The organism is Fibrobacter sp. UWB13, from assembly GCF_900177805.1.
Taxonomy (GTDB): Bacteria; Fibrobacterota; Fibrobacteria; order Fibrobacterales; family Fibrobacteraceae; genus Fibrobacter.
This window is the reverse complement of record NZ_FXAX01000001.1, coordinates 498,343-514,811: the sequence shown is the minus strand read 5'-3', so window position 1 is coordinate 514,811 and position 16,469 is coordinate 498,343. Positions and strand designations below refer to the sequence as shown.

The window sequence follows — 16,469 nt, the reverse complement described above, 5'->3', positions numbered from 1 at the left end:
GGGGCAATCATGAGCAATTACAAACTTTGGGAACGCTTCGGCGTCGAAATGGAATTCATGATTGTCGATCGCGACACGCTGAACGTGCTGCCTCGCGCCGATGTCCCGCTCGGAAAAGATAAAGACGGCAATCAGCTTTCTGACATTGAATACGATGATATCGGGCTTTCGAACGAACTCGTAAGCCATGTGCTGGAATTCAAGTGCGCACACCCCAAATCCACATTTGATGGGCTCGGCAAGCGATTCTTCCACGAGATTCGTCGTGCAAACAAGAAGCTCGAAAAGATCAACGCGATGCTTTTGCCGAGCGCCTGCCATCCGTTCATGGACCCGGCAGAGATGCAACTCTGGCCGTACGATTGTCTCGACATTTACCAGACTTATGACCGCATTTTCAACTGCAAAGGACACGGCTGGGCAAACTTGCAAAGCACGCACCTGAACCTTTCTTTTGACGGTGACGAAGAATTTGGCGAGCTTCACGCAGCAATTCGCTTGCTGTTGCCGCTGATTCCAGCCATTGCAGCCAGCAGCCCGTATCTCGACGGCAAATACACCGGCTATCGTGACGCCCGCATCGAAGTTTACCGCCACAACCAAGACAAGGTCCCTGAAATCACAGGCCAAGTCATCCCGGAACAGGCGTACAGCTACGATGAATACAACAAGATGATTTTTGACAAAGTCAAGAAGGCTATCGCCCCGTACGATACCGAACACTTGCTCAATCATTTCTTCTTGAACAGTCGTGGTGCCATCGCCCGCTTTGATCGTGGAGCCATTGAAATACGCCTTGTCGATATTCAAGAATGCCCGAATGCCGACATCGCCATTGTAGAGCTTGAAATAGCAACACTCAAGGCGATTGTGAATGGCAAGTTCGCGGCATCTCGCGAAAACGCATCCGCCGCAAATTCCGTGCCGCACACGCTCAAGGAATACCGTGAATTTTTGCGCAACTTCGACACGACACGCCTTGCTGAACTCCTCGCCAAGACCACAAAGGATGCTGAAAACGCGACCATCGACTGGCAAGAATACCTCTCCGTATTTGGCATGGATTCCGCGGTTTCCGCGGGCGACATCTGGAAGCACATCTACAGCGTCGTGAAAAACAATCTCACCGAAGTCTCACAGAGCTTCATGGAAAAAATGCTCGAACGCGGAACGCTCTCCAGCGCCCTCTACAAAGCACTCGGCGATGCCCCCGCCCACGAAGCGTTTGTCACGGAATACAAAAAATTAGCCGATTGCCTTGCGCACAACCGGCTCTATGGAATTAGCGAGTAAAATCGCTTACAATCCCAAGTCTTTTCGAGCTACCTGGAAATTCATTTCCAGGTATTTTAAATTTGCATCTTCAGCCATCAAATGCTCAAAGTCGAGAATCGAGAACAGCACGTACGGTTTGACGCGAGCATCCACCGCCGCCAATTTCTCCGGAGTATCGGCACCAAAATAATACTTTGCAAACACGTCCCAGCACTTGTGCATCATCGCCGCATTCATGTAGTGGGCCGCCAGCAAATAATCATCCGGCAGATAATGGCAGAAATAGAAATAGCAACCTAAATCGAAAAGCGGGTTACCGCAGGCAAACTCGCCCAAATCGATAAAGTACGCGCCATTGTCATTAACAATTAGGTTGCCAGTCTGCATGTCACCATGGACGCAACGAGAAACCTTTGGCGTTTCCTTAATGAGGTTACGCGCAAATTCCTTGACATTCTCAGGGAACATCTTCGATTCTTCGATCAAGCGCGAATACTTCTCCTCTGCATCTTGGAACGTGCCGGGAATGCACGACGTGGAGTGCAGCTTTTTGCAATGCTCTGCAAAAACCTTGATGTATTTCTCAAGATGTTCTGGATTTTCACCCACGCATTTTGAAATAGAACGTTTCCCCACGATGCGTTCATAAATCAGGCCCAAACGACCGTCCTGTTCGACAATATCGCCCACATGCGGCGTCGGGATTCCAAGTGAAACCACTTTCCGGCAAATATCCTGCTCGCGGAGCAATTCCTCCTTCGTCGAGCAAAACCCCGGAAAACCCAATTTCAGCATCCATTTGCCATCCGGACTGTTGTAGTTCTCGGAATTGTGACGATTGCTGAACATCGTCCATTGTGATAAGTCAATTTTCTCCATAATGGTAAAATAAACCATTTTATTGGAGAAATCACAAAAAAATTCACTTTTTCAAAAGTGAACAAAATCACACAGTGATGGAATTCACATTAAAAAACACGCAAAACTAAATATATTTTCGTCATCCAAAAAGGAAAGGAGGGTGTATATGGAACCGCATAATCGCAGTAACGAAGGCGATGATTATATTCCGCCATTCAAGCCGTAACATCATTTAGTTACAATGCAAAAAACGAGCCCGCAAGGACTCGTTTTTTTTGCATAAATAACATTATCAAAATCGCTTTAGAACCGAAGCTAATTAAACCTTCAATTCACCGGCGTCGATATTTGCCCAGTCCTTCACAGCTTCGATAGCTGGGCGAACTTCTTCAGTCACGAACTTCACGACCTGACCAGGAGCGCGCCCCACGAACTTGCGGAGATCGAGGATTTCCTTGAGCTTGGCTTCGGTGATACCGAGTTTCTGGAACTTTTCGTTCTTCAGCACGCGTTCAAGCAAGTCGTTGTCCTTGCCCTGTTCCTTGACGACCTTGCCAGCTTCCATGGACATCACGCGGATTTCTTCGTGGAGTTCCTGACGGTCGCCGCCATTCTTCACGCCTTCCATGATGATGTTTTCGGTAGCCATGAACGGGAGTTCAGCCATGATGCGCTTTTCGATGACCTTCGGATAAACGACGAGACCGTTCGTGACGTTTTCAGCGATGATGAGCATGGCATCCATAGCGAGGAATGCTTCCGGAATGGCGAGGCGCTTGTTCGCACTGTCGTCAAGCGTACGTTCGAACCACTGCGTTGCCTGCGTGAAGGCGGTGCTGTTCACCTGGGCCATCACGAAACGGGCAAGGGAGCAAATGCGTTCGCTACGCATCGGGTTACGCTTGTAAGCCATGGCAGAAGAACCAATCTGAGTCTTTTCGAACGGTTCTTCCACTTCCTTGACGCCCTGCATGAGGCGCATGTCGGTGGCGAACTTGTGCAAACTCTGAGCGATGGAGCTGAGCACCTGGTTCACGCGGTTGTCCCACTTGCGGGTGTAAGTCTGGCCGGTGATGGTGAGCACGCGCTTGAAGCCTGCCTTGGCGGTCACGCGGCGGTCGAGTTCCATAATCTTTTCTTCGTCGCCATTGAACAGGTCCATGAAGCTTGCCTGCGTACCGGTCGTACCCTTCACGCCACGGAACGGAAGCACTTCGATGAGGAAGTTCAATTCTTCGAGGTCGATGAGCATGTCCTGGAGCCAGAGGCAAGCGCGCTTACCCACAGTCGTGAGCTGGGCGGCCTGGAAGTGGGTGGCGCCGAGCTGGGCCATGTCCTTGTATTCCATAGCAAACTTGGAAAGCTTGTCCATCACGCGGCAAAGACGCTTGCGAACGAGGATCATAGCCTGCTGCATTTGGATGAGGTCGGTGTTGTCACCCACGAATGCAGACGTTGCACCGAGGTGAATGATGCCCTTCGCCTTCGGGCACTGCACGCCGTAAGCATAGACGTGGCTCATCACATCGTGACGGCGACGCTTTTCTTCTTCTTCGGCAACTTCGAAGTTGATGTCCTTTTCGTGAGCCTTCAATTCATCGACTTGCTCCTGCGTAATCGGGAGGCCGAGCTCCATTTCGGATTCAGCGAGGTAAATCCACAGCTTGCGCCAAGTCTGGAACTTGTACTGCGGGCTGAAGATGAAACTCATTTCCTTGCTAGCATAACGCTTGATAAGCGGGCTTTCGAATTGATCACGCATGATTTATCCTTTTTTAAGTTTTTACAAAGGCAAATGTAGAAATTTTAAGCCAAGTAGGGAAATATTCCCCATTGAAGATTCACCCGTTCCATTCAGAGGCGATAAATTCGCCGAGTTGCAAGCGAATGTCATACTAAAAAGTGCAGTCGAGAAACTACACTTAAAAACATTTCAATTATTTTTACACAGCCTCCATAGCATTCAACAAATCTTCATAGCTTGCGACTTTGTGGTATTTCACGTCTTCGGTCGAGATTTCGTTGAAGAGGCGTTCGGCGCAGTGAATCTTTGCATCTTCGATGGCCTTGAGCTGCATGGAATCCATGCTGCCCTTGGTTTCGGCGACAAAGAAGATGTGCTTCACGGAATCCTTCTTGAAGGCAATGGCCCAATCGGGCGAGTAGTTGCCAACCGGAGTCGGAATCTGGAATGCCTTCGGGAGCTTTGCGTACACGGCCACTTCGTCAGCAGATTCAAGCTGCTTTGCGAAGCGCGCTTCTACGCTTTCTTCGGGCTTTTTGGCATAGCCGTCAGTAAAGATGTAGTCGGTGATATGCTTTTCCGTAAGGAACGCCTTGTCGAGCGTGGCGTGTTTCTCGGCGGTAAAGATACCGCTATCGTAAGTTCCGTCAATCACAGAATAACCGATGTGTTCCACAATCATGGTCGCTTTCTGTTCCTTGATGAGTTTCACCACATTCTTGATGTACTCTTCGGGATTGTTGCGGAACATGAACAACTTGCCTTCGGTCTTTTTCAGGATTTCAACGACCGTCTTGCGGGTAAGTTTTGCACCTTCGGCAATTTCACCTACTAGGTCATATTTTACCGTTGATGAAGATACTGTAGAAGCCTTCTTGCGGACAGTCTTTGTCGCACCGAACGCATCAACTCCGGTCTGGTCGGCTTCGGTAATCACGTATGTCAGTTCGCTCACCATCAAATTGTCATTGATACTCTTGGCGGCCTTTTCCACAAGTTCTGCACTGTCATAATCGACGGTATAGACATACTTGTGGTTTAAGCGTTTCCACAAATCCTGAAATTCCTGCTTGTAGTAGTTCGCGTTCAAGACGCTTGCCGGAACCTCGGTTGCGTTTCCGTCTTCGACCATCGTTTCGAGCGCAAGTTCCGTATCGAATGTCGCCTGCACAAGTCTATGGATACTTGTTTCCATTCCGGCCAATTTACCGCCCATTGCGGCAAGCGTTCCGGTATCTTTGGCGACTTTATATGTTTCTGTAACATGCCCCTTTTCATCGACATAATCGTTGCTGTAAAGGTATGCAAATACAAGGCTTGCTTCGGCATCCGAAAGCGTATGCTTTTCACCACCGACCATTTCAATCGATTTCCCGAAGAAGTAATCCTTGTTGGCCAGCGTCGGCCTATCGCGAAGCGCTTCCCTGATTTCGGATTGCAAGCCACTTACAAATGCGGCGTAATCTTCGTTAGCAATGACAGTCAGTTTGTTCAGATTATGGATGTTTTCGCCCAAGACTTCCAAATCCTGGCGGTCACCATCCTGATTGACGCAAAGGCGTAGCCCACGCCCCACCTCTTGCCGGCGGCGGACATTGGAACTGGCGTGGCGGAGCGTACAAATCTGGAATACGTTCGGGTTATCCCAGCCTTCCTGCAATGCGGAATGGCTAAAAATGAATCGCACGGGATTCTTGAAACTGAGCAGGAGTTCTTTATTCTTTAGAATAAGGTCGTAAGCGGAAACATCATCACTCATTCCGTCCAGTTTCTTTTCGGCCTTGCTATCGCAGGCGTGGCCTTTCTTGTCGATAGAGAAATAACCCTTGTGCGTATCTTCGGCAGAGATTCCCTTTAGATACTTTTGATAATCGTCATCGAAAAAAGTCAGTTTTTCTGAAACGATATTGTTGTATTCTTCTTCGAACGTTTTCCAGAGGAAACCCTTGACCTCGTCATCGCCTTCATAGCTCTTGTAATTTGCGACTTCATCAATGAAAAACAGCGAAAGGCACTTGATTCCTTTCTTGAAGAGTTCTTCTTCTTTTTTTAAGTGAGCTTCGATAGTTTCGCGGATTTGCAGACGCTGCATCGTCTTTGCGTCCGTATCGTTTACGACTTGGCCCTTGTAAATTACTTTTCCGTTAGTAAATACAACCTGGTTTGCGAGCGGATCAATTTCCGCAATGGTGAAACCGTCATACGCATTGGTCCCGCTAGCAACAGAAAGTTTGTCACCATATTCAAACTTGCGATATTCCCGGCTGATTCCCGTACCCTTCTTGACTTCAAGTTGAATTTTTGCAACAGGAGCCTTTTTCGGATCTAAGATGATATCATCCAGATACATGTATGCAGCCGTTCCCGCCAGGTTCTTTGCAGTAAGCGTCTTGACCTGAATTTTCTTCACGAGTTTTTGGCGGTAGGCGTCAAGAGCGTCCAAGGCATAGATGAGATTGTGCTGAACCTTGTGCGTTGCAGAGTAGTTCAAGATGAACAGCGGCTTGAACGCCTGCATGGTCTTCTGCGTGACAGTTCCTTCAAGTTTCTGAGGTTCATCCAGAATGACAATCGGATGGTTTGCCGCCAGCACGTCAATGGGCCTACGGCTCCCGAATTCATCGCGCCTGTCAAAAATTTTCCTGTTCGCTTCGGGAATTTTCTTGCCTTCGGCAATTTTCTTCTTGTAATCTTCTTCGTTGAACGAAGATGCAAACGCCTGGGCGTTGATAATCATTACATTAATGCCGGCATCGCTCGAATAGGAATCAATCTGCTGCAAATGGTCGCTGTTATAGATGAAATAGCGGGCCTTTTTGCCGTAATATTCCATAAAGTGGTCTTCGAGCGTCTGGAAACTCTTATAGACACCTTCGCGGATGGCCTTACTCGGGACAATGACCACGAACTTGCTCCAGCCATAACGCTTGTTGAGTTCGAACATGGTCTTGAGATACACGTAAGTCTTGCCTGTACCCGTTTCCATTTCGATATCGAGGCGGCAAGCTTCCACGCCGGACTTTACGACGCTTGCAGAGCGCTTGATGTCGCAGATATCCTGCGACTTGTGGATGTTAGCGAGCAGTTCACTTTCGGAAAGTTCGATATCGTGGTTACGGAAGCCCGCATCGTCCTGGTCGAATACGTTTACTTGACCTTTGCGCTTGCCCAAGTCACGGCGATAAACGGTATTGTCATAGCAAGGTTGCCCCGAAAAAACGTTTACGGTATTTTCGACAGCATCGGTCTGGTATTGCTGAATCTTGAACTTGAATTTCATGATGTGATAATCCTTCGTTTTAGTTTTCCGATTCATTCATATCGTCTATAATTCTCTTTGCGTATTTTCGCGTTTTATCGCATTCTTTACTATCCAATAGATTGCTAAAGAATAATTTCACATCGTCATCATCTAAAATTGCACTTACTTGGCTATTAAGATGACCAATTCTAAAGAGACTTTCTATTTCATTGCTATCCCAATCTTGAATTTTACGCAAATCGCTTATAACATCATGAGTTTTAGCAAAACTACTGCTACATTCCAAAGCCAAAATCAAATCTTGTTTATGTTTTTTATTTTCATCTAGTCCACTATCATAATCCATTTGTTCCTGCAAATTTTCTATATGAATGGACTCCAATTTTTCATTTTCTTTTGTACGTAAAATTATTTGTTTAACAAGTTTGTCTAATTCTGAATTTTCGCTATAATCCGCAGAAGCGAAATACCGAATCCGGTCATCACGCATCATTCTATAGACTTTTGTTTTATCCATAGTCGATTTATCATAAACGCCAATAGAATGCCCTCCATTAGTATTTATAAGTTTCATGCAGGGAATGTCCGTATCGCTATCTCCAATGTAAATCATATTGCGGAAAGGAATCCTTATTTCACTGTTTGAAAATTTTTTATTCACATCTTGATCATTAACATCAAGCGTTCCCTTCTCTATTCTAAACAAAAATTGAGTTTTATTTGTATAGTTTACAGTTTGAGCAGGCCACATCGCAATATCATCTTCAAAAAAGAACGAGCTTGCATAAATTCGAGTAAATTCATTTGCTATACAATTCCCTTCAATCATTTCTTTCAGCCCTGAAGAAATGATATAATGTTCAACTGTTACATTATTTTCTTTTCCAAAATCACGAATTCTAGAAAACCACTCTTTTACACCAGGAAAAAGTTCAACTTTAGCGCCATAATCTTTTAAAGATTTTTTCGTGACCTGAGTTTTTCCGATTGCCGTCTTCAACATCGTATACATATAGGCCAAATTTTGATCCATTCCATTTTGCTTTGCCAAATCATTTGATTTTTTCCAAAAAGTCTGAACGTCATATCCGACAGCCTGAATAAAACCCTGCGCCTGCATATCGTCGGGAGATAAAGTTTTATCAAAATCATAACAAATGGCGACAATTGGATTATCGTTGTTTTCATCATTTTTACTTGACATATAAATCCTTTCTAAAGCTAGATGACCTTGCGTTTGGTGGTAGGGCTGTAATGGACAAAGAGTTGTTCGAAGTTGTCGAGAACCTTGTCGCTTTCGAGACCGAGATTGCGCATATAGAAATAGTAAGGTTTTTCGCTATCGGGAACGTCTATGACAGACTTGATGAGTTTTTCGGTGATTCCTTCATCAAAACAGGCGACGAGATAGTTGCCGTTCACGAAATAGACAGTCTTACCCTCAATGGAGCGCTCTTCAATCTTGCTGAAGAGCGGCAGATTGCATTCGGGCATGACCTGGAAAAGCAGGTCAAGCGGGGTACGGTCCTCCTTGACGTTGTTTACGTCAAAAATGTCTGCGGAATCTGTTTCTGCAGGGCTATAATACACGTCCTTCATGTTGCTATCGGCAAGTTTCAACACACGGAAACCGATATCAAGGTCTTTTGCCTTTTCGCCAAATTCTTCCTTGATTTTATTGCCTGCACGACGGATACGTTCCTTGCCGATTTCACAGATGTTCTTGTAGCCAGCCTTATAGGCCTCGGAATCTTCCACAGTCGCTTCGGGAAGCTGAACGCAGATGAATTTACGTTTGCCACCATCTTCGGCATTGAGCTGCATTACCGCATGAGCGGTGGTGGCAGAGCCGGAGAAGAAGTCGAGGATGATGGAATTTTTATTGGATCCTAGAGTCACTAGAAATGAGAGTAAGCTAATGGGTTTGGGAAAATCAAAAAATCTCTTATTAAATATTTTTTCGACTTCCAAACTAGCTCTCTGATTGGTTCCATACTCTATACCCCAAAAATCATTTGCAATTTGACCTTTGGATTCTGACAAATAGATTTTTCCATAAGGTTGGCCATCACCATTTTCAGTCCAATAGATTTCATCATTAGCATCCATTCTATCAAATTCTTCCTCTGAAACCATCCAAGGACCATTTAGAGTATTTCCTAGTTTAGTTACTTTTGGATAAAACCTGCGCCCACGAGTTTTATGCAAAAGAATTGATCTACGAAACAACCCTTTTGCATCTTTGTATCTATACTCAGCCTTAGCTTTTTCTGTTAAGGGAAGCCTTCCTAAACTAAAATTTGAAGTTTTTGCGTAGATTAGTATGTATTCTTTTACTCTTGCAAAAAAACCTATATTAGGTTGGTTGTCTGTTCTTCGCCACGAAATACAAGCAATGAAATTACCTTCTCCATAAATTTCATCACAAACTTTACGAAGATTTTCAACTTCATTATCATCAATACTGATAAATATCACGCCGTCATCGCTTAGCAAATTCCTTGCAATCTTCAGGCGCGGATACATCATGTTCAGCCAGTCAGTATGGAAACGGCCGTTGCTTTCGGTATTCTTCTCGAAGTTCTGCAAAAGCATGTTTCCATCTTCGTCATACATTCCGCTCTTCGATTGGAACGATTCCGTATCTTCCTTGAAGTCGTCGTTATATACGAAGTCGTTGCCCGTATTGTAAGGCGGGTCAATGTAAATCATCTTGACCTTTCCCAAGTAATTTTCCTGGAGTAGCTTGAGTACTTCAAGGTTGTCGCCTTCAATGTAAAGGTTTTCCGTGTTGTCAAAATCCACGGATTCTTCCTTGCAGGGGCGCAGCGTCATGTTGGTGGGAGCATTCGCATTGTGGATAGCTTCGCGTTTGCCGGGCCAAGTAAACTGATAACGTTCTTCACCTTCGCCAATGGTAGCGTGGCTCAGGTTTTCCTGCAATTTTTCAAAATCAATAGCGGCCTTGACGTTGCCATTTTCGTCAACTGTCTCGGTGACACATTCTGGGAAAAGGTTCCCGATTTTCTTGATGTTCTCGTTCACCATATCAAGGCTGTGCATGTTCGCTTTTTCCATTTTGGTACTCCGTGAGTTGAGATTCCATGTCTCGCTTGCGGTTAAAAAATTCAAGTTTGCGGGCGGGTTGGTTTTCGGTGCGAGCCTTCTTTTCAAGGTTCGCAATTTCCTTCTGCAACTTGGCGATATGTTCCTGAATATCCAAGTTTTCGGAAACACTCAAGGCATCGTTCCAAGGGTTGCCCGCCACCTGTTTCACAATTCCGTTCCAAACATCATCCAGGTTGAGGCCGCTAAAAACGAAGCAGAATTCTTCAGCAAACACCCAATCCTTTGATACCACAATATGTTCGTCATACTTCAGCGCAAAACGGACCACATCGCCATAACTCAAAGCGAGAAGGATGTTCTTTTGTCCAATGCGGTGAAGCAGGGTCTCCACATTCTTCGGGTTGAACTGTTTTCGCTTCATCGTAACCCGAGCCACATAAAAGCCCTTTACGCGGGCGCCCGCTGCTACGGGCAAGCTCTTTGTAGAAATGACGTTTGTAATGACGACTTGGGCAATATCCTCATTAAAAGTCGCCTTTTGAGATGTAGATGATGGTGCAAGCAGCCCCACGCGTCCCAGCAGGGCATCTTTTGCCACAATCTTTTTAATTTCAGAATCTACAGGGAATCCAAACATCGATAAATCCTAGCGTACCACCAAAAAGCAAATCAATTCAAAATCGTCAAGACCTTTGACAACTTCACTCTTGAAATCCACAAAGTCGCCATTCAAGAAACAATCCATTTGCGACTCCTCCTTTTTTGCCACAAGCGATACAATAGCTTCCCCTAGCAACTTGGAATACTTCTTCATATCGCGACCATCTCGCGTTTCTTTATTAAACAACCGATATAAGCCAGCTATAGGTTCCGCTTGGTTCCTGCATAAGAGACGCATTTCGTCGAGTAACTTTTTCGGATTCAGATGATTGCAAACAATGTTGCCGTCATCGGTGATATACACCATGTAAAAGGGATGAATTGGATTCCGCTTATCGATATTCACGTCTTTTACACGATTTTTTAGTACGTATATCACGCCAGGCGGATTCTCTTTTGTCGCTTGAACCACAGAATGCAAACCTAGCGGAGCGTTTTCAATGTCGGGATGTTTCTTGACGTAATCCAGCAAATCCAAATGGAATTCATTCAAGCCTAAATCGGTAATGCTAATGCCACCGTTCATCTCTTCAAGATCCACAACTTCTTCACGGAGTTTTTGAAGTTGTGATTTACGATATTCCAAATCGGCTTTTTCATTTTCATCGATGATATTGTCGTCACCCGTACTGGTCATATCGACGATTTTCATACGCGCTTCAACACGTGCTTTAAGCTGGATATATTCGTCCAAAGTCACGTCGGGCCAAAAATTCACCAGTTGAATTTTATCATTCTTTGAACCAATGCGGTCAATACGTCCAAATCGCTGAATAATACGAACCGGATTCCAATGGATGTCGTAATTCACCAAGTAATCCGAGTCCTGCAAGTTTTGGCCTTCACTAATACAATCTGTCGCAATCAATATATCAATGACCGCAGTCTCCTTGGATTTCATGGCCGCCTTATTTTTTGAAATCGGAGAAAAACAAGTCAGGACTGTGTTCATGTCACGCTTTTTGAGCTTAGCGGTGGTGCGGCCTTCTTCGGTTCCCGAAATCATTGCGGTTTCTAAGCCAAATTTCGCTTTTACAAATGCAGAAACATGCGTGTAAAGGTAATCTGCAGTATCGGCGAATGCAGTAAATACAATGACTTTCTTGTTGCCATCATTAATAGGACTTTCAACTTTATTCTTAATGAGTGAAAGCAATTCTTGCAATTTTCCGTCGTGTTCAGGCGTCACGACAGATGTCATCGAAAGCAGACTATCTAACAAAGCGGAGTCCGTTGCAAGTGAAGCTCGCCACGAAACATAATCCATGTCAGCCAAATCAATGCGAAGGTGCTTTTTTACTCCATAAAGAACGTCATCGTTTTGGTCATCCGCATCAAAATCATCTACAAAATTTCCAGTTGCAAATTCCGCTAATTCAATTTTTTGATGACTAGTCTTTTGCTTAATAAATTCATCGATTTCCTGAATTTTAGAATCAATTAGTTTTTTAATTTTCTTGACTGTAATGTTAAATGAATAGACAGAACTTTCCATACGTTTGAGCAAGTTGATGCTCATTAATCGGCGAATGCCCTGTTCACGCCCAGCCTGCGAAAGTGAACGATATTCATCATCGGCCAATTCGTATTTTTCTCGGCAACTGGGGAGTATAAAACTAGTCGGTGTATAAACGCTCAGGTCTAATTTGCAGAGAAGCTCATAAACCTTATTGTAATCGCAAACGCCGGAAACATCGGTCAGCTTTGGACTTTTGCTAATCGGCTTTAAGCGTTCCGGGAATTTGCCGATATCAGCGGTATCGTAATAGCGCTGGATATGTTTACGGGAACGTGCAATTGTCACGGCATCGAGTACACGGAAAAAATCGCTATCGAGAAGCTTTAACAGATTTTCGGTCATTCGGTCTTTTGCTTCAAACTTACTCCACGTGTTATAGGCTTTTTGTGCATTTCTGAAAACTTCTCCAATTCCTTTATCTGTCGAAAGTTTGTCATTAATGTTTTCTTCTTTGCCTTCGTAAGCGAGCGCAAGCTGATTTTTCAAGTCGTTAAAACGATTGTTCACAGGCGTTGCCGAAAGCATCAAAACTTTAGTCTTTACACCCTGTTTGATTACGTTATTTAAAAGAGTCGCATAACGGTTCATCTTGTCGATTTCGTCAAGCTCGAAATCATCATCGACCATTTTCCCTTTTGACGTTTTGTACTTGCTACCGTTTCTAAAGTTGTGCGATTCATCAATCACAACTAAATCAAACGCACTCCATTTAATACGCGAAAGGTCCGTTCCATTGGAATCTCCAGATTCTCGGTTCAAGTCCGTATGAAAAAGAACCGTATAACCGAGGCGATCTTCATAAACAGGATTATCTTCGTAAAAACCTCTGTACGTATTCCAGTTGTTCGCAAGCTTTTTAGGGCATAGAACCAATACAGACTTGTTCCTGTTTTCGTAATACTTGATGACAGCCAGAGCGGTGAACGTTTTCCCAAGACCAACGCTATCGGCTAAAATGCATCCATTGTATTTTTCAAGCTTATTGATAACACCAAGAGCAGCATCTTTTTGGAAATTGTAAAGCATATTCCAGATTTTGCTCTGCTTAAAACCCGATTTTTCATTCGGAAGAGTGTCTTCGGAAATGTCTTGCAAGAACTCGCTAAAGATATGGTAAAGCGTGACAAAGTAAATGAACGCAGGGGAATTTTCGTTATAGGCTGCGGAAATGTTTTCAATGACTGTTTCCGTCACATCTTGCATTTTGCCTGAATCATTCCATAAGGAATCAAACAGCTGCAAAAATTGTGACGAATGAGGGGCTTCAAGCTTGGTCACAAAGTTGTAAATGTTGTCGCCTCGTTCGCAACCCAAGTCAACCGTTGTAAATCCTCGCAGTGGAGAATAAGATGTGGAATCCACGTTCGCAAATCCGAGCATGTGTTCGCTTGTAAAGTTCGATTTAAAACGAGCCTTTTCACGAATCCATTCCGCACATTCGCGTGCAATTGCCTTCTGAGACAATTCGTTACGAAGTCGTACCTCAAAATCAGAGCCGTAAAGACTGCGTTCGCGGTTCAATCGCGGAATAAAGAATTCTTTTTTCTCTTTGGGAAAACTTTCTGAGATAAATGTCGGCGATGTAAAAATGAAGCGAAGCTCTTCGATGTTTTCTAATTGCTTCTTGAGTTCCTGATAAGCATAAATCGAAAAACAGGATGCAGCTATCGAAACCTTGCTGCCTTGTTTGATTTCCAAAGCCAGGTCATCGCGTAACTTCTGGTTGATATTGTCTATCACCGTCATCTTTCAAATCGCCCTTTGCACAATCCGTAGCAAAGCGATAAAAGCCGACGGCGTCAGACAAATTACGCAAAACCACAAATCGCACTTTGCGCTCTTGCTCGATGAAATTTACAGGCGGAACAAATAATTCCCGAACTAGCGATTTTCTTTGAAAAAAGAAAAGGACGCAGGTCGCTGCAATTTACCACATTGAGGCTCGGGAAAGGGCCCTTACACGATAAAAGCAAACGACCCACGTCCCAAAGCGGGCGACAGAAAACACAGCAAGTTTCGTATAGATTGCTTCGCCTTCGGCTCGCAATGACACGATGAACGTTGCTGTTCTTGTCGAAATACGCCTAAACGAACCGCATTGCTACGGCTTGAAAATCGTATTCACGTGAGCGTTCGCCTTGTCCTCGTGTAATTTGAAATTTTCCCGATTTCAATGTGAGAACAAGAGCTAATAAACTCTTCAAACGAGTGTTGCAGAAACAGATTCCTGTTCGGAAGCCGGAATGGCATAAAAGACAACCGCCAACTGAACCCAAAATTCCTGCATTACCCTATGTCAAAGCGTAATATAAGAAAAAAATGCAAACGATAGATTGCAAAAAAAACAAAAAATGCATAATTTACAACTTAGTCCCAAAGTCCCTTGAAAAAATCCGTTATACTGATTATCGTTCAGATTGAACAAACGATAGCAGGAATCATGCGGAAACCGCCTTTATAAACCATAATTCACCCCCTACCTATCATATTTCACCGCAATCCGCCCCTGTGGTTTTCGATAAGCTTCAGGGATATCGTCGCCCAAGCTTTTCAAGAATTTCACCATCGCTTCATCATCGGTCATCACCTTATCCATAATGATTTCACTTCCGCGGAAGGCTGTAATTTCACCGCCCTCATACGCCACATAAGATGACAATCCGACCGTATATAAAGCCTCCTCGTCAATAGCGACTAAGCCGTTCTCGGTTTCTACCTGCACATTTTCAACGCGTACTCGCGCCGCATCACCACCATTTTTCGTATCAACGACAACCGTATAGCGGAGTCCCGAAACTTGCAAGAATCCGCCGGATTCCTCAGGCAATTTCGAAGCTCCTTGAGCAAGCGCCTCCTTGATCTGACGCCCGGTTGCACGAATCAAGCACATGCCGTTTGCAAATGGCATCACATTCAGAATGTCTTGATATTTCACTGCGCCCGCAGGAATCGTCACGCGGACACTCCCGCCATTTTCAATTCCAATTTGCGCCCCTACTGAAAAGCGCATGGCATCCGCCGCCAAATCGCCCAAGTTCGTTTCGCCCTTGCGAACCAAACGTTTTCCGTCATCGCCATTGATTGTCAAATCAAATTTCGTATTCGAGACAACCTTCTGTAAATCGGCGGCTGTCAAAGAACGCAAGCTATCGTGTGCTGCTGCGACTTTCTGGTTCTCTGCAACGACGCTATCCATCGGAATCAACCGAGAGTGGAATTTCCCATTGCGAGTAATATCCAGCACCCCGACATTCTGGAATTTCGTTCCCGTCTGCGAAACAAGAACGCTGTCGCCATTGGCGTTTGCAATAAACTCTTCGACAACAACACTATGCGAATGCCCGTCCAACACAGCGTTTATCCCCATCGTTTTCTGAACAACTTCAACAGAACTCACCGGTGGCACAAGCCCCAAGTGCGAAAGCAAAATCACGTAATCTGCGCCTGCTTTACGCGCATCATCAACCGCCGACTGCACTAAATTGAAAATTTCCTTTGTAGGAATATCGTACAAAGTCTTTAGCGATTCATCCGTAAACGCGTAAGCCTCCCCCACTAAAGTTTGCGGTGTCAGCACTCCGACAAATGCAATTTTTTTTGCGCCAATCTGCTTTAAAACGTAGGGCTTAAACAGCGGCGTCAAAGTTCCTTTCTGCACAAGGTTCGCACAAACAATTGCTGCGTTCAAGGAATCAGAAAGTTCCATCAAGCGAGGAATCTTATAATCAAATTCATGGTTACCAAGCGTCACGACATCGTAACCGACAGCATTCATGAGCGCTACAACATAGCCGCCACGAGAAATGCTCCCCATCGCTCCGCCCTGCAAGAAATCGCCGGACGAAACCGTCAAGACATCCGCCGTATCCGCAATCGCATCGCGAAGACCCGCAAATTTTGCATAGCCATCCATATTGCAATGAACATCGTTTTCGTAAACAACTACGATGCTCCGAGGCGAAGCCAAAGCATTCGAACGCCCTTCAACTTGAGGCTGTTTCCCTGAACAAGAAAATACGCCAAAAACAACCAAAGGCAACAAGTACTTTAGCTTATTCATAACCCCTCTATAATTGCAA

9 protein-coding genes are annotated in these 16,469 nt (G+C 44.8%); 1 reads left to right on the top strand and 8 read right to left on the bottom strand.

Features of this window, described 5'->3' with window-relative positions; translation table 11 throughout:
- Window positions 1-9 precede the first annotated feature (9 nt).
- Window positions 10-1,293, top strand: a complete 1,284-nt coding sequence (locus tag B9Y77_RS02275; RefSeq protein ID WP_085490311.1) for a glutamate-cysteine ligase family protein — start codon at window positions 10-12, stop codon at window positions 1,291-1,293.
- Between the two features lie 6 nt (window positions 1,294-1,299).
- Here B9Y77_RS02275 and B9Y77_RS02270 read toward each other — a convergent pair whose 3' ends face one another.
- The 8 genes from B9Y77_RS02270 to B9Y77_RS02235 all read right to left on the bottom strand — a co-directional run bounded on the left by B9Y77_RS02270 (window position 1,300) and on the right by B9Y77_RS02235 (window position 16,450).
- Window positions 1,300-2,154 carry a TIGR02172 family protein gene (locus tag B9Y77_RS02270; protein ID WP_254899892.1) on the bottom strand — a complete coding sequence of 285 codons (855 nt, stop codon included), beginning with the start codon at window positions 2,152-2,154 and terminating at the stop codon, window positions 1,300-1,302.
- 301 nt (window positions 2,155-2,455) lie between these two features.
- Complete coding sequence (gene purB / locus B9Y77_RS02265; RefSeq protein WP_085490310.1) at window positions 2,456-3,898, bottom strand: adenylosuccinate lyase; 1,443 nt, start codon at window positions 3,896-3,898, stop codon at window positions 2,456-2,458.
- Window positions 3,899-4,079: 181 nt separating this feature from the next.
- Window positions 4,080-7,160 (bottom strand): type III restriction-modification system endonuclease, encoded by a 3,081-nt coding sequence (locus B9Y77_RS02260; protein WP_085491416.1) that lies wholly within the window; start codon window positions 7,158-7,160, stop codon window positions 4,080-4,082.
- Between the two features lie 19 nt (window positions 7,161-7,179).
- Window positions 7,180-8,346 (bottom strand): HAD family hydrolase, encoded by a 1,167-nt coding sequence (locus B9Y77_RS02255; RefSeq protein ID WP_085490309.1) that lies wholly within the window; start codon window positions 8,344-8,346, stop codon window positions 7,180-7,182.
- 17 nt (window positions 8,347-8,363) lie between these two features.
- A complete protein-coding gene (locus B9Y77_RS02250; RefSeq protein ID WP_085490308.1) occupies window positions 8,364-10,220 on the bottom strand; it encodes a site-specific DNA-methyltransferase in 1,857 nt (618 codons plus the stop codon).
- Complete coding sequence (locus B9Y77_RS02245; RefSeq protein WP_085490307.1) at window positions 10,192-10,848, bottom strand: DUF4391 domain-containing protein; 657 nt, start codon at window positions 10,846-10,848, stop codon at window positions 10,192-10,194. The genes B9Y77_RS02250 and B9Y77_RS02245 overlap by 29 nt, the downstream gene beginning before the upstream one ends.
- A gap of 9 nt (window positions 10,849-10,857) precedes the next feature.
- Window positions 10,858-14,136: a helicase-related protein gene (locus tag B9Y77_RS02240; RefSeq protein ID WP_085490306.1), complete on the bottom strand. Its 3,279-nt coding sequence runs from the start codon at window positions 14,134-14,136 to the stop codon at window positions 10,858-10,860.
- Between the two features lie 730 nt (window positions 14,137-14,866).
- Window positions 14,867-16,450 (bottom strand): bifunctional metallophosphatase/5'-nucleotidase, encoded by a 1,584-nt coding sequence (locus tag B9Y77_RS02235; RefSeq protein ID WP_085490305.1) that lies wholly within the window; start codon window positions 16,448-16,450, stop codon window positions 14,867-14,869.
- Window positions 16,451-16,469 lie beyond the last annotated feature (19 nt).

What these genes read in the sequence shown, in the direction of transcription:
- B9Y77_RS02240 (WP_085490306.1), bottom strand. Translation starts at nt 14,136, where the DNA reads ATGACGGTGATAGACAATATCAACCAGAAGTTACGCGATGACCTGGCT.
- B9Y77_RS02260 (WP_085491416.1), bottom strand. Translation starts at nt 7,160, where the DNA reads ATGAAATTCAAGTTCAAGATTCAGCAATACCAGACCGATGCTGTCGAA.
- purB (WP_085490310.1), bottom strand. Translation starts at nt 3,898, where the DNA reads ATGCGTGATCAATTCGAAAGCCCGCTTATCAAGCGTTATGCTAGCAAG.
- B9Y77_RS02255 (WP_085490309.1), bottom strand. Translation starts at nt 8,346, where the DNA reads ATGTCAAGTAAAAATGATGAAAACAACGATAATCCAATTGTCGCCATT.
- B9Y77_RS02250 (WP_085490308.1), bottom strand. Translation starts at nt 10,220, where the DNA reads ATGGAAAAAGCGAACATGCACAGCCTTGATATGGTGAACGAGAACATC.
- B9Y77_RS02270 (WP_254899892.1), bottom strand. Translation starts at nt 2,154, where the DNA reads ATGGAGAAAATTGACTTATCACAATGGACGATGTTCAGCAATCGTCAC.
- B9Y77_RS02245 (WP_085490307.1), bottom strand. Translation starts at nt 10,848, where the DNA reads ATGTTTGGATTCCCTGTAGATTCTGAAATTAAAAAGATTGTGGCAAAA.
- B9Y77_RS02275 (WP_085490311.1), top strand. Translation starts at nt 10, where the DNA reads ATGAGCAATTACAAACTTTGGGAACGCTTCGGCGTCGAAATGGAATTC.
- B9Y77_RS02235 (WP_085490305.1), bottom strand. Translation starts at nt 16,450, where the DNA reads ATGAATAAGCTAAAGTACTTGTTGCCTTTGGTTGTTTTTGGCGTATTT.